General features: G+C 62.0%; 20 protein-coding genes and 3 tRNA genes. 6 read left to right on the top strand and 17 right to left on the bottom strand.

The features are described from left to right. Positions 1-3: 3 nt before the first annotated feature. The 4 genes from J3D46_RS06875 to J3D46_RS06860 all read right to left on the bottom strand — a co-directional run bounded on the left by J3D46_RS06875 (position 4) and on the right by J3D46_RS06860 (position 4,538). Positions 4-1,056, bottom strand: a complete 1,053-nt coding sequence (locus tag J3D46_RS06875) for a LacI family DNA-binding transcriptional regulator (protein ID WP_231338852.1) — start codon at positions 1,054-1,056, stop codon at positions 4-6. A 114-nt stretch (positions 1,057-1,170) separates the two neighbouring features. After that, positions 1,171-2,133 carry a carbohydrate ABC transporter permease gene (locus tag J3D46_RS06870; protein ID WP_231338851.1) on the bottom strand — a complete coding sequence of 321 codons (963 nt, stop codon included), beginning with the start codon at positions 2,131-2,133 and terminating at the stop codon, positions 1,171-1,173. Beyond that, positions 2,130-3,095 (bottom strand): carbohydrate ABC transporter permease, encoded by a 966-nt coding sequence (locus J3D46_RS06865; protein ID WP_253465922.1) that lies wholly within the window; start codon positions 3,093-3,095, stop codon positions 2,130-2,132. Before J3D46_RS06865 ends, J3D46_RS06870 begins: the two co-directional genes overlap by 4 nt. A gap of 96 nt (positions 3,096-3,191) precedes the next feature. Beyond that, positions 3,192-4,538 carry an ABC transporter substrate-binding protein gene (locus J3D46_RS06860; RefSeq protein ID WP_231338849.1) on the bottom strand — a complete coding sequence of 449 codons (1,347 nt, stop codon included), beginning with the start codon at positions 4,536-4,538 and terminating at the stop codon, positions 3,192-3,194. Between the two features lie 252 nt (positions 4,539-4,790). Between J3D46_RS06860 and J3D46_RS06855 the strand changes: the two genes are divergently transcribed. Then, positions 4,791-5,192 (top strand): helix-turn-helix transcriptional regulator, encoded by a 402-nt coding sequence (locus J3D46_RS06855; protein WP_231338848.1) that lies wholly within the window; start codon positions 4,791-4,793, stop codon positions 5,190-5,192. Positions 5,193-5,205: 13 nt separating this feature from the next. Here the strand turns inward: J3D46_RS06855 and J3D46_RS06850 are convergent, their stop codons facing one another. From J3D46_RS06850 to J3D46_RS06815, 8 genes are all read right to left on the bottom strand, one after another. Beyond that, the gene (locus tag J3D46_RS06850) at positions 5,206-5,886 is read right to left on the bottom strand and encodes a DNA alkylation repair protein (protein WP_374110770.1); all 681 of its coding nucleotides are present in this window, start codon (positions 5,884-5,886) and stop codon (positions 5,206-5,208) included. 116 nt (positions 5,887-6,002) lie between these two features. Beyond that, positions 6,003-6,338 carry a hypothetical protein gene (locus tag J3D46_RS06845; RefSeq protein ID WP_231338847.1) on the bottom strand — a complete coding sequence of 112 codons (336 nt, stop codon included), beginning with the start codon at positions 6,336-6,338 and terminating at the stop codon, positions 6,003-6,005. A 102-nt stretch (positions 6,339-6,440) separates the two neighbouring features. Next, positions 6,441-7,052, bottom strand: a complete 612-nt coding sequence (locus J3D46_RS06840; RefSeq protein ID WP_231338846.1) for a hypothetical protein — start codon at positions 7,050-7,052, stop codon at positions 6,441-6,443. Beyond that, complete coding sequence (locus J3D46_RS06835) at positions 7,049-7,684, bottom strand: DUF6286 domain-containing protein (RefSeq protein ID WP_231338845.1); 636 nt, start codon at positions 7,682-7,684, stop codon at positions 7,049-7,051. Before J3D46_RS06835 ends, J3D46_RS06840 begins: the two co-directional genes overlap by 4 nt. Further along, positions 7,681-8,061 carry a hypothetical protein gene (locus J3D46_RS06830; protein WP_231338844.1) on the bottom strand — a complete coding sequence of 127 codons (381 nt, stop codon included), beginning with the start codon at positions 8,059-8,061 and terminating at the stop codon, positions 7,681-7,683. Before J3D46_RS06830 ends, J3D46_RS06835 begins: the two co-directional genes overlap by 4 nt. After that, positions 8,058-8,249, bottom strand: a complete 192-nt coding sequence (locus tag J3D46_RS06825) for a DUF2273 domain-containing protein (protein WP_018779541.1) — start codon at positions 8,247-8,249, stop codon at positions 8,058-8,060. The genes J3D46_RS06830 and J3D46_RS06825 overlap by 4 nt, the downstream gene beginning before the upstream one ends. Beyond that, positions 8,246-8,692 carry an Asp23/Gls24 family envelope stress response protein gene (locus J3D46_RS06820; protein ID WP_231338843.1) on the bottom strand — a complete coding sequence of 149 codons (447 nt, stop codon included), beginning with the start codon at positions 8,690-8,692 and terminating at the stop codon, positions 8,246-8,248. Before J3D46_RS06820 ends, J3D46_RS06825 begins: the two co-directional genes overlap by 4 nt. A gap of 90 nt (positions 8,693-8,782) precedes the next feature. Then, complete coding sequence (locus J3D46_RS06815) at positions 8,783-9,313, bottom strand: hypothetical protein (RefSeq protein WP_231338842.1); 531 nt, start codon at positions 9,311-9,313, stop codon at positions 8,783-8,785. 383 nt (positions 9,314-9,696) lie between these two features. Between J3D46_RS06815 and J3D46_RS06810 the strand changes: the two genes are divergently transcribed. Beyond that, complete coding sequence (locus J3D46_RS06810) at positions 9,697-10,161, top strand: DUF6318 family protein (protein WP_231338841.1); 465 nt, start codon at positions 9,697-9,699, stop codon at positions 10,159-10,161. A 232-nt stretch (positions 10,162-10,393) separates the two neighbouring features. Then, the gene (locus J3D46_RS06805; protein WP_231338840.1) at positions 10,394-11,122 is read left to right on the top strand and encodes a PKD domain-containing protein; all 729 of its coding nucleotides are present in this window, start codon (positions 10,394-10,396) and stop codon (positions 11,120-11,122) included. A 205-nt stretch (positions 11,123-11,327) separates the two neighbouring features. Here the strand turns inward: J3D46_RS06805 and J3D46_RS06800 are convergent. The 3 genes from J3D46_RS06800 to J3D46_RS06790 form a co-directional block, all read right to left on the bottom strand. Then, positions 11,328-11,403: transfer RNA gene (locus tag J3D46_RS06800), tRNA-Phe, on the bottom strand. Between the two features lie 46 nt (positions 11,404-11,449). Next, positions 11,450-11,523 (bottom strand) — tRNA-Asp (locus J3D46_RS06795). A gap of 84 nt (positions 11,524-11,607) precedes the next feature. Further along, positions 11,608-11,680, bottom strand: a tRNA-Glu gene (locus J3D46_RS06790). A 247-nt stretch (positions 11,681-11,927) separates the two neighbouring features. Here J3D46_RS06790 and J3D46_RS06785 point away from each other — a divergent pair. Continuing rightward, positions 11,928-12,869 carry a DMT family transporter gene (locus tag J3D46_RS06785; RefSeq protein ID WP_159705348.1) on the top strand — a complete coding sequence of 314 codons (942 nt, stop codon included), beginning with the start codon at positions 11,928-11,930 and terminating at the stop codon, positions 12,867-12,869. A 7-nt stretch (positions 12,870-12,876) separates the two neighbouring features. On the opposite strand, the gene J3D46_RS06780 is transcribed toward J3D46_RS06785, so the two are convergent. Beyond that, positions 12,877-13,800: a carbohydrate kinase gene (locus J3D46_RS06780; protein WP_231338839.1), complete on the bottom strand. Its 924-nt coding sequence runs from the start codon at positions 13,798-13,800 to the stop codon at positions 12,877-12,879. Positions 13,801-13,891: 91 nt separating this feature from the next. Between J3D46_RS06780 and J3D46_RS06775 the strand changes: the two genes are divergently transcribed. Both J3D46_RS06775 and J3D46_RS06770 read left to right on the top strand, forming a co-directional pair. Next, positions 13,892-14,401, top strand: coding sequence for a metallopeptidase family protein (locus tag J3D46_RS06775; RefSeq protein WP_231338838.1), 510 nt, complete (start codon positions 13,892-13,894; stop codon positions 14,399-14,401). Between the two features lie 10 nt (positions 14,402-14,411). Beyond that, positions 14,412-15,332 (top strand): cation diffusion facilitator family transporter, encoded by a 921-nt coding sequence (locus J3D46_RS06770; protein WP_159705357.1) that lies wholly within the window; start codon positions 14,412-14,414, stop codon positions 15,330-15,332. On the opposite strand, the gene J3D46_RS06765 is transcribed toward J3D46_RS06770, so the two are convergent. Further along, positions 15,329-18,097, bottom strand: coding sequence for a PEP/pyruvate-binding domain-containing protein (locus J3D46_RS06765; protein ID WP_253465919.1), 2,769 nt, complete (start codon positions 18,095-18,097; stop codon positions 15,329-15,331). The genes J3D46_RS06770 and J3D46_RS06765 overlap by 4 nt on opposite strands. Between the last annotated feature and the right edge of the window lie 4 nt (positions 18,098-18,101).

Below are 18,101 nucleotides of genomic sequence, written 5' to 3'. Positions count from 1 at the left end.
GCTTTAGGCGCTTGGCGGGGCTGTTGTCTCGCGAACGATCAGCTCATGGGGGGCAACTTCCGAATGCACGGCTTCCGGGTTGCCGTCCAGCTCGTCAAGGAGCATTTTCGTGGCAAGTTCGGCCTGGTTGTCGGGCCGTTGGCCCACGGTGGTCAGGCCAATGGAGGACGAGAAGTCGTGGTCGTCAATGCCGATGACCGAGAGATCCTGCGGCACCCTGACCCCGTGGCGGCCCGCCTCGAAAATAACGCCCATCGCCATCTCGTCCGAAGAGCAGAAGATGGCCGTGGGCTTGCGCCCCGGCTGGCTCCAAAGCCTGTTGAAGGCCTGCTGGCCGCTGGCAACCGTGAAATCGCCCCACTGGTCCCATTCGGGGCGGACTTCCAGCCCGGCGTCGGCCATGACCTCCTGGAAGGCGCGGATCCGCACCCGGGGGACGTCGAAGTTCAGGTCCGTTTCGTCGTCGCCGTGGAGCAGGGCGATGTCCTTGTGGCCCAGGTCCAGGAGGTGCCGCACGGCCGTGGAAGCGGCGTCGTAATCATTGATGCCGATGTAGGCGCAATCTTCAACATGGCCACCCACCACTACCAGCGGGATGTCGATTTTGTGGAGGTGTTCGAGTTCTTCCTCGGTCAAGGACATACACAGGACCAACAATGCATCGATCTGCTTGTAGACCATGGTGGAACTGAAGAGCCGCTCACGGTTGCTGCCGTGGCCACCAAGGTTGAACAGGGAAAGGTTGTACTTGCGGGAATGCAGTTCCCGGTCCGCGCCCTCGATGGCCTTGGAGAAGAACCATCGGCTGACGAAGGGTGCCAGGACGCCGATGGTACGGGTGCGGCCCGTTGCAAGCCCGGACGCCGACGACGACGCCACGTATCCCAGCGAACTGGCAACTTCGAGGATCTTTTCGCGGGTCGCCGGAGACACCCGCGGCAGTCCCCGCACCGCCCGTGAGACGGTCGCCGTCGAGACGCCAGCGGCTGCAGCGACGTCCTCAATACTGACGCCGGTGTGGCCGCCGCGTTGGGACCTACCCGTTGTTCGTGACACAGGCTCCCCTCTCCGGCCGCCGTTGCTCCGCCTTCACCTTAAATGTGGACGGGTGGTTTGCAGCCCTCGGTTACGCGGCGTCGTAATGCGCTGCGCAGCCGAGGGCTGCGGTTCCTAGCCCTTGAGGCCGCCGGACAGCAGGCCGCGCACGAAGTAGCGCTGCAAGCCGAAGAACACCAGGAGCGGGATGATGATGGAAACGAATGCCGCCGCCGGGTTCAAGTAGTCCCTGGCGCCGCGCGTACCGGAAATCTCCGCCAAACGCTGCGTAATCGGGGCTACATCCGCTGTTCCACCGGAGAACACCAGGGCCACCAGCAGGTCATTCCAGACCCACAGGAACTGGAAGATCGCCAGGGATGCCAGAGCCGGAACGGAGAGCGGCAGGATGATCCGCCAGAAGATGGTGCTGTGTCCGGCACCATCGACCCTTGCCGCCTCGATGACTTCACCGGGAATTTCGGAGATGAAGTTGTGGAGGAGGAAGATACCCAGCGGAAGACCGAACATGGTGTGGGCGATCCAGAGCTGGGCGTACGAGCCCGCCGGCAGGTGCAGGGTCTGCGTGAAGAACTGCAGGAGCGGAATCAACGCCATCTGGAGCGGGATGATCTGCAGGGCAAAGACGAAGATGAACAGTGCGTCCCGCCCCTTGAACTTGCCCCAGGCGAACACGTAGGCAGCCATGGATGCCAGCACCAGCACAAAGATGGTGACCGGGATGACGATCGCTATGGAGTTGACGAAGTACTGGGACAAGTTGGCCGACTGTGAGCCGGCCGGTGTGAGGACGTCCGTGTAGTTCTTGAACGTGAAGTCCCAGTCCACAAAGGCATTCCACCAGCCGTTGGACCGGGGTCCAACTTGCTTGGCAGCCGGCCTGAACGAGGTGACAAACAGACCGAACGTCGGGACGGACCAGACGACGGCGATAACGATCGCTGCCGCTGTTGCCCACTTGGAGGTCAGTTTGGTTTTGACCCTCCGCATGATCGGCTGGGCGTCCTCCGTAGGGTCGGATCCAGGACGCTGCCGGGTGGCCTTCGAGGCCTCTTTCGGGGCTGGCGTGGCTGTCAATGGATCTCCCTTTGCTTGCGAAGGACTCGAGCGTTGTACACGACGATGGGCAGAACCATCAGGAACAGGACCAGCGCCAATGCGGCACCGCGTCCCGGCTCACCTGCGCGGAAGGCCTGTGTGTACATTTCGTTGGCCACAACAGAAGTGTCGTAGTTTCCGGCAGTCATGGTCCGGACGATGTCGAACACCTTCAGGGTGGCGATGGTGATGGTGGTCAGCACCACCACCAGTGCTCCACGGATACCCGGAATGGTGACGTTGCGGAACTGCTGCCAGGCGTTCGCTCCATCAAGGCGGGCTGCCTCGACGAGTTCCACCGGGACACCCTTGATGGCGGCCGAAAGGATCACCATGGCAAAGCCGGTCTGGATCCAGACCATCACGATGATCAGGAAGAACGTGTTTTCCGGGGCGTCCAGGAGGAACTGCTTCGGGTCCATTCCCAGGGCGTCGCGGAAGAAGTTGAGGACACCGGTTTGCTCAATGCCAGGACCACGGTAGTCGTACACAAGCTTCCAGATGATGCCGGCGCCCACAAACGAGATGGCCATCGGCATGAAGACCAAGGACTTCAGTACTTTCTCGCCCCTGGCCTTGTCGATGAAGACTGCGTAGGCGAGTCCAAAGCTCGTGGACAGCAGGGGAACCAGGACAGTCCAGATGACGGTGTTCCGCAGCGTGGTCAGAGCCTCCGGCTGCGTGAACATCCAGACGAAGTTGTCGAATCCGTTGCCATTGCCGCTGGCATCGGTGAAGGCCAGCGTTGATGTGCGGATCGCGGGATACACCAGGCCCACCAGCATAAGGATTGCGGCCGGGGCAAGGAAGCCGGCCACGGTAACCCTGTCCTTGACCGATTTCGGTGCCCTGTCCACCACCAGCATGATGATGCCGATAACCGCTGCGAATATCGCCAGGGCTATCACTACTTGAAGGAGTTTTCCTCCGATAAATTCCATACCCAACCTCCGGGGCGTGAGTGAATCACTGAGTTCCGGGAAAAGCACTGCCTCCCCGGCTGGGCATTCCAGTCAGGGGAGGCAGCACTTTGGGAGTTAGCTCTTAGGCCAGCTGGACTCGATGCTGTTGGCAACATCCTGGGAAGACGTGCCGTTGATCCACTGCACGATGCCCTTCCAGAACGAGTTGGAACCAACTGCACTCGGCATGAGGTCCGAGCCATCGAAACGGAAGACAGTCTCGGGGTCCTGGAGGATCTTGACGGTCAGTTTGTCGAGGTCGGACTGTGCGTTGTTGGGGTCCAGGCCCTTGTTTGCACTGACAACGCCGCCCAGCTTGACGCGGTTGTTGGCAAAGTCGGCGCTTGCCAGGTAGGCCAGGAACGACTGGACCTCTGCGGTGTCCTTGTACGCTCCAACCATCTCTCCGCCACCGGTGACTGCCTTGCCCTTGCTTTCGTCAATCGGCGGGGTGATGAAGGCCCACACATCGCCGTCCTCGGCAACGTTGGTTCCTGCAGGCCAGTTGGCGGCCTGGAAGTTGGCCTGGTGGTGCATCGCGCACGTACCATCCAGGACCGGCTGGCCAGCCTGGGCGAAGCCGGTGCTCAGGATCGAGCGGACGTCACCGAAGCCGCCGTTGACCATGTCCTGGTTGAGCAGGATGTCGCCGGCCTTATCGAAGGACTCCACGATCTTGGGGTCGTTGAACGGAATCTGGTGGGCAACCCACTGATCGTAGACCTCGGGGCCGTGGGCACGCAGGACGACGTCTTCGATCCAGTCAGTGCCGGGCCAACCCGTAGCCTCACCGGACTCGAATCCGGCACACCACGGCTTCATGTTCTTGTCATCTGCCGCGATCTTCTTGGACAAATCGATCATTTCGTCCCACGTCTTGGGGACTTCCCAGCCCTTGTCCTTGAAGGTCTTGGGCGCGTACCAAACGAAGCCCTTGACGTTCGCAAGCATCGGGGCCGCGTAGTACGTTCCGTCCACGGTGCCGTACTTCTTCCAGTCCGGGGACCAGTTCTTGTCCACGAGGTCGGAGACGGTCTTGGGAGCAGGCTTCAAGTACCCGGCCCGGGCCTGGGTTGCAAGAAGACCGGGCTGCGGGAAGATTGCCACGTCAGGAGCGGTGCCGGACTGGGCCCGGACGCCGATCTGCGTTTCGAATTCCTTGCTGCCTTCGTACTTGATGGTGATTCCCGTGCAGTCTTCAAACTGCTTCCAGGATTCCTCGAGGTTGGTGGCTTCGATATCGACGATCGTCGAGTAGACGGAGACGGTCTTGCCGTCGTGCTTGCCGTAGCTTTCGTAGGCGGAGCAGTTATCCGAGCCGGCGGTGGATCCCCCACCACCACCATCTCCGCTACAGGCTGAGAGGGTAAGTGCCAGAACACCGGCGGCTGCGACCGGTAGCAGGTACTTGGTTTTCTTCATGCTAAAGACTCCTCGCTGAGTACAAGTGATTTCGGCGGCGCAATTGATGTGGTGACGCTCACACTAGCCATGATGGAAGCATAAATGCAAGCGCTTACACCGAACGTAACCGCATCGATACCAAGCAGTCTGCTGATCTCGATTGAGGGTCAGTAGCGACCCCTTGGAGCCGCCTCTTCGGAAGTCCGCCGCGACCGGCAGGGCAGCCTTCCGATTTGTTTACCCAGTGTTGCCTATGGAAGGGTAGGAAGTGTGGATGAACTTGAAGCACTGCAGACTATCGGCCGACTGATCAAGGAAGAACGCCTGGCGCAAGGCTTGAGCCAGGTGCAGTTGGCCAAGCAGGCAGGCACCGCCATCAAGACCGTCCGCACGTTGGAATCGGGCACGCGGCGCACCCAGGAAATCAACCAGCGCAAGCTGGAACACGCGTTGGGTTGGCGGGCCGGCTCCGTCTCAGAGGTCCTCAAAGGAAAATCCAGCTTTGCGCCGGAAATGATCACCCCCGACGACATGCGTTCGGGCGACGAACCGCGTCAGGGGCCTCCGCGCATAGCAGTACCCGCCGCTCCCATCGCCCGGGCTTCGCACCTCTCCGACGAAGAACTCCTCGCAGAGCTCACCTACCGGATGATGCACCGCAACAGGGGCTAGGCCCGGCGGATGGTCAGCCCTTGCGCCGGACCATCTCATTGATCCAGCTGGGCGCGAAAGGTGACGTGCAGTTAGGCGGCGTGGGGTAGTCCTTGAGGACTTCAAGCCGCTCGCCGATATCCAAAGCCCTGGCTCGATGTTCCGGGAACTCGATCCCGATCTGGGCCAGGCACTGGTTCATGGCCCACTGGAGGCGGTCCGGAGCGCCCTTCATTTCGGCCTCGATGATGTCCAGAAGCTGCTCCAGGGCCAGGCCCTCAGGTTTCTTGACTACCCGCTCGGACGTCAGCGCCCACCCCGCACTCGCCACAACAGGGTCAGGGTCAGAAAACCACGCCACCCGCAGGTCCTCGGAGTGCGGGCTCTTCTTCACCACATAGTTCACCAGCCAGTCCTGCAGCTTGGGAGTCCGGGACTCACGGAGCATGCTGTCCAGCTCCTCGCTTTCAAAGGCCTTGGGGCGGCAAATCAGGAGTGACAGCAGCCTGGCAGCGGTGTCGCCCGTGGACCACAGTTCGCGCGACAGCTCCTGCTGCGTTTTCAGCCTCTTCGCGACGGCGCGCAGCTTGCTGAGGTTCACGCCGTGGTCGTCGCCGTGCTTTTCGTTGACTTCCCGGGCCCGGGGTTCCTCCAGAGCGGCCAGCTCGTCCATGAGTTCGGCCACGGTCGTTTCCAGCACCGTCGTTCCAGCCACTGCAGTCTCCTGTCCATTGCGTATGAATCTCAGGCTACTAGGCAAGGACAAGAAGATGGCAGCCCCCGTCCCGTCGGTTGTCCGCGGTGGGGGCTGCCATCAGTTGTTTTGCGTGGTTACTTCTCGCCCTTGAACAGACCGGCGATCTTCGAGCCCAAACCCTTGACGTTTTCGGCAACGTCTCCGGCGATTTCCTTGGATTTCTCCGCGACATCGCCCGCCAATTCCTTGGCGTTTTCTCCTACATCACCGGAGAAGAATTCCTTGACATTCTCGGCTGCGTCACCGGCAAACTCCTTGACATTCTCAGCAGCGTCACCGGCAAACTCCTTGACATTCTCAACAGCCTCGCCAGCAAATTCCTTGGCATTCTCCAAGGCATCGCCAGCGGCATCCTTGGCATTTTCCGCCGCGCCGTTGACCGCTTCGGCTCCCGTGGTCTCTTCACTCATGGTGCTCTCCTTTGTGACGGTTGGATCTGGGACAGTACGTGCCAAAGGAAGTTATTCCCCCTTTGGATTCAACCTATTGGCTTGGTGTCGGGTTCTGCAATATCAGCGGACACGTTCCGCCTTAGTGAAACGGGACCGGGCTCCGGAAACCATGTGGACAAGCACCGGCGTCTTCTGACCAATTACTTGGTCCAATACTTCAACAAGCTGCGACACCTCGGCCGCGAGGATATGCGGCGCCACTCCTTGCCTCGGTTGGATCCGAATACGCAGGCCAGGCTTGCCCTTCACTTCATAGGTCGCCACTGAGGCGCCCGCGAGGTCTGATCTCTCAGACAAGGCCGCCCTGAGCGCCTGCTCGGCGACCCCTCCACCAATCCGGACTTCGCCATTGATATGGCTGTCGTCGTCACTGGCGACCAAAAGGTTGGCCCGGCCCTTACCTTGCTGGGAGAGCCAGGCGACCATGGCGATGATGATGACCACCAGGATCGCGCCGGCCGCAATCCACAGCCAGCTTTCTTCCCGCCCTGGGAAGCGCGTCTCGCGGAAGGCGGTCTCCATGCCAGCCCAGACACTGGCGGACCAGCCATGCCACCATGCAGCCACCGCTGGCACGGTGGCCAACAACAGGAGAAGCAGACCGACGGCCAGGAGTTTCACGCCAATAATGAACAGCAGTACACGGTTGAGGGCCCTTGGTGTTCCGTTCACGCGCCAATCACCCCCGACGACGCCAGGTTTACCCGGACAGAAGGCATCGGTACCGGCGACATCTCATCAAGTTCGGCTTGCACCGCAGCCAGAACAGCCTCTTCACTGACCCTGCTGCCCGAGGTGGGCCGTACATTGACCACCACCATTTGGCGCGAGACAACCACCATGACCTGCTCCTGGGTCACGTTCGCAGCAGTTCGTGCACGACGTGCCAGGGCGGAGGCAAGGACCTCATCATCAACTACGACGGCGGTACGCGGGTCCCGGAGCAGATGCCGTGCCCGCCTGCCGGGCAGCACTGCATGCAGGAAAAAGAACAGGCCGATCATCGCGATAACGGCACCACTGGCACCCAACAGCAGGGGCGTAATGCCGTCGGGGAGCTTGATAATGCGTTCGGCCGCTGTGGTGGGGTCGATGAGCCACGGCGGTTGCCCAACTGCGCGAACACCTGCTTCGAGCAGCGCATAGACGCAGAAAAGGATCACCAGCACCGCGGCGATGACGGATGCCCCTGCCCGGGACGAATGGGTCTCACGGCGCAGGATTCGGCTCATTTCTGGGTCTTCACCTGCCACCGGGCCTGCTCCTGCGTTCGAGTCCACCTGTGTTTCCTGGTCCTGTGTCACTGAACGCGGCCTCCCTCCGTCACATGCGCTCCACTGATCCTGATGTCTACCCGGCTTATTTGGGAGCCGCTGAGTCTCGTGACCGTGTCAAGAACACTTGCCTTGGCTGCCACCGCACGATCCCAGATGGATCCCCCGAAGCCCTGTACACGCAACGGATCCCGAAGGACCTCGGTCAAAGCCGGGATGCTGATCGGTGCCACGATCGACAAAGCCAGCAGGCCGTCGTCGTCCGCCCAATCGGCGCGGATGTCGGTGGCGGGAACGCCAAGAGCCTCGGCGGCGGCAGCGCGCGCCAAGGATGTCAATGCCTGGGTACTGATCCGGTTGTGGCCGGCCAGGCTGGTGGTGGTGTCCACAGCCTCAGCCACGCTCATGACGAAGAGCGCCGGCCCGTAATGGCATCCAGGACGCTGCGGAGGTCCAGTTTGCCCTCAGCTGCGCGGCCCAGCAGCGCACCGATGCCCATGAAAAGAAGCGAGATCAGGAAACCCCAGAGTCCGAACGAAAAGGACATGAAGGCCACGAAGGCGCCGATCGCAATTCCAACAACGGTCATGCTCACTGGAGTGCCTCCCTTTCAGCGAGGACATTCTTGGTACCAACAGGTTTGGCCGATGGGGCCACGTAAACGTCGTTGATCTCGATGTTGACCTCAATGACCTGGAGGCCAACAAGTTCCTCAACCGCACGGAAAACAGCACTCCGGACCTGGTTGGCGACGCTGTGCAGGGGATGTCCATAAAGGGCTACCAGATTGATGTCCACGGCCACCTGGGTTTCGCCGACTTCTGCGCGGACGCCCGCTGCATGGTCCGAACTGCCGACGGCGTCGCGAATGGCGCCCAGAGCACGGGACGGCCCCGATCCCAACGAGTAGACGCCCGGCACGGTTCGAGCAGCGATGCCCGCAACTTTGGCCACGGCCGCCTCGGAGATGATGGTGCGTCCGGTACCAAGGATCTCGCCCCCAGGCACGGGATCAAACTGCACGTTCTGGTCTTCCATGGAGCACTCCCCTTCTCTTGAGTACCACCCTAGCGTCTAGCTCCGACGCTTTGGGAGAAGCGTCAGGCGAGAGGGGAGTGCGCGCGGCGGCTACTTACAGTTCTTATCCATCCAGTCCTGAATGGGCTTCATGAGTTCTTCGAACTTCCCATCGCCATACTTGCTGAAATCCGATCCTGCGGACTCCGTGAAAGCCCTGAGCTTTTCGAAGGCGGGCTTCAATTCATCCGGCACTTTGCCCTGCATTTGGGACAACTCCTGCTTGGCCTTCTCCACGTCATCGGGATTGCCGCCCACCAGTCCAGCCAACGGCAGGATGGTGACGCTCAGCATGGTGGCGCTGACCGAGATGCAGGCTTCGGAAATCGACGTGAACTCACCATAGGCTCCGCCCATGCCAGTGGTGGCGCCGGTGCTGGCTGTTGCGTCCGGGCTCGATTCTGAGGGTGCGGCTGAACTGGTTCCCACCTCCGCGGCCGGAGCCTCCGACGACGCACTGGGAGACTGCTGCGCAACCGGCGACGGGATGGTGCACGCGCTGAGGGTCAGCGTGGCAATCAGAAGGGCTACCGGAATGAGGCGGCGGCGCTTGGGCGTACTTGAACGTGGGATGGTGACCATGGTTCCCCCATAGGATGCGTGCGATTGACGGGCCAGCGAGGCAAGACTACGCCCAGCACCCCGCGGTGAAAAGGGTTGGGTTATCCACAAGACCCGGTTCGTGACTGTGGTGGGCGCGTTTGACGCACCTAGACTGGCCGACACACCGCCAAACAGCTGCTGGGGAGCCTGTCATGCCACGCCTTTCGTCTGCCACTTTTCCTTTTGCGCTCTCCCGGACGGCGGCCTTGGGCGTGGGGCTTGCTTTGCTTCTGGCGGGCTGCCAGAACGGCTCCACGCCCGGCGGTTCACCATCTAATACGGGCACGACGACGGCGTCACCCACCACAAGCTCTTCGGTCCCGGCAGCTTCGGCTACCACGGGTACAGCGTCGGCGTCTGCCGTGTACAAGCCTGCGGATGCCCAGGGGAAGGCACAGAATGTGCCGGTTCCTGTGATGCCCGACCTGGCGAAAGAGAACTCGAAGGCTGGGCTGGAAGCGTTTATCAGATATTGGTATGCACAACTGTCCTACGTTGGAGAAACAGGTGACATGTCATTGTGGCTCCCTTTGAGCTCGCCGGAATGCCAGCTTTGTCTTGGCCTTCAGGAGTCCGGTGAAGATGGCTTCGTCGATGGGCGCTGGTTAGCCGGAGGGAAAATCTCCGTACCGGCCATAGAAGCGCTATGGACCGCCGAAGCCGTACAGGCGGTGAAGGTGCAGGTCATTCAAGGTCAAATTGACTACTACAACGCTGACGGAACTGTCGGGAGGTCAAGGTCGGAAGCCTCCAATGATGCCTTCGCCATATTCGCTAAGTATGTCGAGGGAAAATGGACGGTGGTGGACCTTGGCGTCATTGAATGAGACCGCCAGAGGGCTGTCCCTCTTCGCTCTGGGGGTCCTAGGTTGGATCATCCTCACCTTGGCTCTTGCCCTTCCCTCTACCCCGGCCGATGGTGCGTGGGCAGCAAACAATGCTGGGGACCGGGGCATCGAAATAGGTGCAAGGTTTCACGTCGATCCTTTGACAGGACAGCTAGCCCCTAGCCTCGGCGGATCTGGCGATTCGCCGGCCACTGACGACCCAAACCAGTACATGGCTGATACTCACTGCCGCGCCGACGGGCCCGATACCAAGGACCCCGGCTGTGACGCCCTCGAATGCCCTGCAACCACAGTTGGCGGCGAAGAAGGCACCCCTGTTATCTGGAAACAGGCGCCGAAAGCCATCACCAACCCCGGCTGGACCGACTGGATCCCCGTCAGCGGACCCACGTGCCTGTACGACCCCCACCCCGAGAACGTCCTGGCCAACATCGCCGCCAGAATCCTCAACGATTTCCGCCAACTACCCGTAAGTCCAGGAACCCTCGAAGCCCAACCCTTCCCACACACCCTCAAAGGCGGACCCACCAACTTCTACGCCACCGCAGGAGAACAGGCTTTCGACGTCACCATCCTCGGCCAAGGCGTCCACCTCACCGCAACACCCGCCAGCTACACCTACACCTTCGGCGACGGAACAAACCTCGGACCGACCCCGGTAGCTGGCTACTCCATCCCCGAGACCGAATGGCTCAGCAACGAGACCCGCACCAGCCACATCTACACCGAAACCGGCAACTACCAAGCCACCCTCACAGCAAGCTTCACCGGCACCTACTCCGTCAACAACGGCCCACCACTGCCCATCAACGGAACCCTGGACATCAGCACACCGCCCAAAACCATCCAGGTCTGGAAAACAGAAAGAGCACTCGTAGCCGACACCTGCGAAGAGAACCCCAAATCCTGGGGCTGCCCCGGCGGTGAATCCGCACATTAGGGGATGCGGAGGAGCCAGCGGGCGAAGTATCCGTACCGCCACCACCCTCTATGAACTGACGTGAGCTTCGACACACCGGAGATCCGGCGGGTCAGCCCCTGCGAAGAATCAGAGTAAATGCTGGCCGCACACGGCCCTACGCGTCAGGCGGGTTGATCGCGTTAAAGAAGAAAAGCACCAGTTCCGAAGAACTGATGCTTCCCAGTGGTGGCTCCGACCGGCGTCGATCCGGTGACCTTTCGATTTTCAGTCGAACGCTCTACCAACTGAGCTACAGAGCCTAGGTGACGTGTCACCTTGAGAACCGAATTTCTTCGGCGCTCAGAGCGACCCTGACGGGACTTGAACCCGCGACCTCCGCCGTGACAGGGCGGCGCGCTAACCAACTGCGCTACAGGGCCTTGCGTTTGCAGTATCTCTACCGCGTTTTTTTCAAGGCTTCTAGCTTACCAGACTTTTTTCATCCGATTTACCACTTCCTTGCGTACCCCCAACGGGATTCGAACCCGTGCCGCCGCCGTGAAAGGGCGGTGTCCTAGGCCGCTAGACGATGGGGGCCTGAACTCAATTCGGATTTCGCAAAGAAAAGCGACGCTTTACGCGTTCTTTCCGTGTCTCGCTCGTCCGAACTGGACTCTAAAACTTTAGAGCATAGATGGCGATATTCCCAAATCGAGGTCTGCGCACGGTCCAGGGACCCACAGCTGAGGCCATCGGGCCGGTCGCCGAACATTGGCAGGATATTGCCCTGACGCGTCCGAAAACCGCCAGCCGCACCGACTGTCTGACGGCTAGATTTGGCTCTATGACAACCACCTCCCCGGCCGAACCCGGCCAGCCTTCCCCGGACCTGCCCCAGCGCACCACCCCCGCGCCGGCACCGGCCATCAGCAAGCTCGGCATCGCGGCCGTGATCGTCACCGTCGTCCTTTGGGCTTCGGCTTTCGTGGGCATCCGCGCAGTCGGCCCCAGCTTCTCCCCCGGTTCCTTGACGCTCGGACGCTTGGCGGTTGCCGCCGTCGTGCTGGGAATCGTGGTGCTTCCAACGCTGAAAGTCTGGCCAAGCGGCCGGGAATGGTTGCCGATCGTGGCCTACGGTGTCATGTGGTTTGGCGGTTACAACGTAGCTCTGAACGCTGCGGAGCACATGCTGGACGCCGGGACCAGCGCCATGCTGATCAACGTCTCGCCCATCCTGATCGCGATCCTTGCCGGAATCTTCCTCAAGGAGGGCTTCCCGCGTTGGCTGCTGATTGGCAGCGGGGTGGCATTCTGCGGCGTCGCGATGATCGCGTTGGGTTCGGGACAGCGTTCGACGGCGGACGTCGCCGGGGTGCTGTTGTGCTTGCTCGCCGCCGTACTCGCTTCGGTGAGTGCCATCCTGCAGAAGCCCGTGCTCCGGAAGTTCACGGCAGGACAGGCGACGTGGTTCGGGATCATGGTGGGCGCGATCTGCTGCTTGCCTTGGACAGGGCAGCTGATTTCCGAGGTCCAAGCAGCACCGCTCCCCGCCACTCTGGGTTTGATCTACCTTGGCATCTTCCCCACGGCCATCGCATTCACCACGTGGGCTTACGCCCTGTCACTGATTTCGGCGGGAAAGCTGGCTGCCACCACGTACCTGGTGCCGGGCACCACCATCCTGATTTCATGGGCCGTACTTCAGGAGGTCCCCACCATCTGGGGGCTGATCGGAGGCGTGGTGTGCCTGATCGGCGTCGGCCTGACCCGTCGTCGAACCCGTTAGCTTCCCGTTAGCGGGCCATTCCGGCCAAAAGTTCGCGGTGCGTGGGCGGATTGGCGCCCGGCCGGCCGACGGCGATGGAGGCAGCCATGGAGGCAATGGTGCCGATTCGTTCCATGACGGTAGGAGCCAGTCCGTCACTTCCACGAAGCAGGAGCCCCATGATGAGCGCAGCCGTGTAGGAGTCGCCCGCCCCGATGGTGTCCGCGACAGTGGCGGGAACGGCGGGAACGTTGAGCTGTATGTGCCGGGTAGCCATGAGGGAGCCCTTGACCCCTTGGGTCACCACTACCAATCCGGCGCCAAGGGCGAGGAGGTGGTTCGCCGTATCCTCGAGCGCTTTGCCCGGATACAGCCAGCGGGCGTCGGTGCCGCTGAGCTTTACGACGTCGGTCAGCGGCACTATTTCCTCGAAGAGCGCCAGGGCCTCGTGGTGGCTCCCCAGAAGATCGGCGCGGATGTTGGGGTCGTAGGTGACCATGCACCCACCCTGAGCTTGCTCCAGCAAACTCCGGACAACGCTTGCGCCGGGTTCAAGGAAGGTGGCGATTGAGCCTGTGTGCAGGATTCTCGGCGCATAGGGCAAGGCAATCGGAGGCAAGTCCCAATCGATATCGAAGGTGTAATCAGCAGAACCGTCGGCAGCTATGCGGGCCGTCGCCGTCGCGGTCTTTCCGGCTGACATGGAGCCGGGCAACAGCACCACACCCGCGCTGTGCAGATGTGCTGCGATGGCGTCGCCCCGCGCATCACGGCCAATGGCGGTCAGCAAGCCGGCTTTGACGTCCAATCGGCCCAGGCCGAAGGCGACGTTGGCCGGCGAACCACCGGGGTACTCCACCTGCCCATCGGAGGACTGCACGATGTCGATCAAGGCCTCACCTACAACGACGACGTCGAGGGGCTCAGGCGCGAGGGAAGAGGTGCCGGTCATGCGGTTCCTGTGTCTGTCGAAAAGAGATTGACTTTTAGTATCTCTCATCACACACGGCGCCGATGCGGCCGCAGCGGACTAAAGTCGGATCATGCCCGCGAATCTTCCTCCCGGCTTGCCCATCGTCCCGGACGGCGAGCGCCCTTCGTCTCCCCTCAGGGAACGGAACGCGGTGCACAGTCCCGTTGAGCACAATCCCGTGGACGAGGCCTACGCGGCTGGAGCGGCCCGGCCTTTCGAAATGTCTCCCGAGGAATTTGAAGAGGCAGTCAGTGACGCCTTCCAACTGATCCCGCCCAAGGCGGCCAGCGCCATGGACAACGTAGCGATATTCATTGAGGACGACTACACGCCGCAAGCCGGAGAAGATCCGGACACAGTGTTGTTGGGACTCTACGAGGGCGTCCCGCTGACCGAACGTGATTCCTGGTGGGAGGCGGGCTCCCTGCCTGACCGGATCACCATTTACCGCCAGCCGATCCTGGACATCTGCAGCACGCGTGAAGAAGTCATTGATGAAGTGGCCATCACTGTGGTCCATGAGATAGCTCACCATTTTGGGATAGACGACGACCGCTTGCATGAGCTCGGCTGGGGCTAGCCTTATATCCATGGGGCACGACCACAACCACTCCCACGGAGTCACAGCAACCGGCAAGCATCGGAAGCGGCTCATTGCCGTCCTGGCCATCACCTTAGGGGTGGTGGGCATCCAGGTTGTTGGCGCCGTCGTGTCTGGATCCTTGGCCCTGCTGGCTGATGCCGGCCACATGCTCTCTGATGCAGCAGGCGTTTTCATCGCCCTCATGGCGGCGTGGATTGCTACGCGTCCAGCAAGTGACCAGCGCACCTATGGCTATCAGCGGGCCGAAGTGCTGGCTGCCCTGGCCAACGCCCTGATTCTGATTGTCATCGCTGTTGTGATCATGATCGAGGCCATCCGCCGTTTCGGGGAATCCCCGGACATTCATACCGATGTCATGCTGTGGGCCGCCATTCTGGGTGCCGTGGCCAACCTTGTCTCGCTCCTGATCCTGCAGGGTGCACAAAAGGAAAGCCTCAATGTCCGTGGCGCCTACCTTGAGGTCCTTGGAGATCTCCTGGGTTCCATCGCGGTCATCGTGGCAGCAATCGTCATCATGACCACGGGCTTCAGCGCGGCAGACCCCATCGCCTCTGTGGTGATCGCATTGATGATCATTCCCCGTGCCTGGCACTTGCTTCGCGACGTGGTGGATGTCCTCCTGGAGGCCACCCCGAAGGGCGTGGACGTGAACATGATCCGCGAGCACATCCTCGCTGTGGATGGGGTGGTCGAGGCCCACGACATTCACATCTGGACCATCACTTCCGGCGTGCCCGTGTTCTCAGCCCATGTTGTGGTGGAGGACGCGGTCCTCAACGCCAGCGGGGCGGACAGCATCCTTGACCAGCTGGGGTCCTGCCTTGGCCGGCACTTCGACACCGAGCACTGCACCTTCCAGTTGGAGCCTGTGAGCCACTCCGAGCACGAATCGCACCAGCACGCCTAGGCTGTCCCGCCACCCGCGTCCTCAACGCTGACCGTCCCGGCGCCCCCGTCCACCGTGACGCGCTGACCGGTCCCAAGGCGCGATGTTGCGTCCGGAACCCCGACCACTGCGGGGATCCCGTATTCACGGGCCACCACTGCACCGTGTGAGTTGGGCCCGCCCATCTCCATGACCAGTCCCCCAGCAGTAAGGAACAGCGGCGTCCATCCTGGGTCCGTTGACGGTGCGACGAGGATTTCTCCTGGCTCGAGGTGCGCGCCAACGGGATCCATGATGACGCGCGCCGGTGCTGTCACGAGGCCTGCCGACGCCGGGCTGCCGGACAAGGTGCCTGGGCGCTGTTTTCCGCTGATCCCCGGCGTGGCCTCTGGTTCGGTTCCATCAGACAACAGCACCCGCGGGATATGCCTGCGCCGGAGTTCCTGCTGGTAGGCCGCACGATGCTCGGCCACTCTTCCATGGAGGTCATCTCCAGCCAGCGCAGCCTCAGCTTCGTCAAGATCCAGGAAGAAGATGTCCTCAGCACGCTCAATGCGCCCGGACTCTGCCAGTTCGCGTCCCACCGAGAGCAACTGCTCCCGCGCGGCAGCCAGTCCCAGGACGAGGTTGTACTTGGGCAATTCGCGAAGCCCCGCGAACCTCCTGGTCCGGTCCAACGCGACGCGCACGATCGCCGCGTGCACCGGGCTCTTCGCCCTGGCCCGCGCCACGAAGCGCGCAACCTGCTCATCCGCTTCCCGAGCGGCTTTTTGGAACTGCTGATCCGGAGGTTCTGCGCCGTCCGCGAGCCTCAAGTAGTTGGCGACGACCCCAAGGATGTGGGTGGGATCGTCTGACCAGCGGGACATGCCGAGGTCGATCTCGGCAACGGCCCGGTGCCCGTACAGGCTCAGGAAGGAATCCAGTCCTGACTGTGCAACGGGTGGGAGGCTTCCGTCCCGATACTGTTCCGCCAACGCCGCTGCCGTCCGGCCAGCCATGAAGGCAACGGCGTCGGGGTCGTCGCGGATCTGCGAGGCAAGCTGCCACAGGGCCAGATCCATCTCTGTGGTGACATTGTTGGGCAGGCCGCGGATCACCGTCTGAAGTTCGTCGTACGTGGCTTGATCCCCCAGGATCCGCCTCACCAGCGCCAGCATCGCAAAACCGAGCGCGGGAAGGGGCAGTACCTGCGGCACTGTGGCGAACAGCTCCTCGCCAAGGATTCTTTGGACGTGGGCGAGCCGCTGATGGGACGTTGCCGTACGCGGGACATCGAGGGTTTTGCGAAGTTCCGCGGTCAGCGCCTCTAGACGTTTCATGGCGGCAGCCGGGCGGAACAGGCCGCGGAAGAGTGACTCCGGCACACGATACTTGGCAGCGACCGGAGCGACGTGGCGAATCAGCTTCAGGGGTGTCTTGATTCTGACTGTGAAGCGTGGATCGTCGAACAGGCCACGCATGAGCGTGGCTGACCGGGCCTCCATGACATCGAAAACCCGCGGCACGATTGCCCGGCCAACCCGGCTCCTCAGCACCGCAGTGAGGTCGAAGAAGATGCGCTGGCCCGCCTCGTAGTACGGCGGTGGCCCGGACCGGGGATCCGGGACATCGAACGCCGCAGTCCTGGCAACGGACGAGGCTATGAGGCGGATACCGGCCAGGCCCATGGGTGTCAGTGGCCTGGTGAGGCCCTGCGCAAGACTGAAGTTCAGGAAAGCGTGCTCGCCGGCGCCCGGAGGTGTGCGCGTGGTTTGCGGATACAGGGTGGTAATGGGCCGGGCCTGGGTTAGCCAGAGTTTTCCATCATCATCGATGGCCCACTCGGTGTCCTGCGGAGCGCTGTAGTGCTTCTGGACTTTACGGCCCAAGTCCGCCAAGGCGAGGACTTGGGGATCGCTGAGGCAAGGGTGCGGGGCAGGAGCACCAGGACCATCCCGGCCGGGGCGCTCGACACGTTCCGTGCCACCACCAGGAAGCGAACGGATCTCCACCCGCCTGTCCCCGATGGTCCTTTTCACAATGGACCTTCGACGGACGTCCACAACATACTGGTCCGGATTCACCGCTCCGGACACCACGGCCTCTCCCAAACCAGGGCTGGCGTCAATCACTGCCTCATACCGGTTCCCTGTGACCGGATTGGCGGTGAACATGACACCGGCGGTAGCGGAATCCACCATTTCCTGCACGACCACGGCCAGCGTCACCGAAGCATGGTCAATGCCGTTGGTGGTCCGGTAGGCCACGGCACGGTCTGTCCAGAGCGAGGCCCAGCAGCGGCTAACGGCCTCCAGCACAGCGTCGACGCCGACGACGTTCAGGTATGTGTCTTGTTGGCCAGCGAAACTCGCGAAGGCCAGGTCCTCGGCGGTAGCTGACGACCTGACGGCGACAGGGACGTTGCCTCCCAACTGCTGGTAGGCGGACCGCACGGCGTCAGCCACCGCAACCGGGACTCCGGCGTCGAGCACCAAGGACCGGGCACGGGTGGCGAGCCCGTTCAACTGGTCAAGATCAGAAGGGCCGGCCGCTTCCAAGGCGGCAATGACCTCCTGCAGGCCGATGTCCGAGAGCGCGAGCCGGTATGCCGCTGTGGTGAGGCAGAAGCCATGAGGGACGGGCAACCCGGCGCTTGCCAGCTCACCCAGGTTCGCGGCCTTGCCACCCACTTCCGGAAGCATAGGTGCGCGGATGTCGGCAATATCCAGCGTGAACACCGACCCGGACGCGACTGGGTCCGCTCCTTGGTCCTGCGGCTGCTCCCCGGCCTGCTGGCTGTCCATGGAA

It is taken from the genome of Paenarthrobacter sp. A20 (assembly GCF_024168825.1).
GTDB lineage: Bacteria > Actinomycetota > Actinomycetes > Actinomycetales > Micrococcaceae > Arthrobacter.
This window is presented reverse-complemented; position numbering and strand designations above follow the sequence as displayed.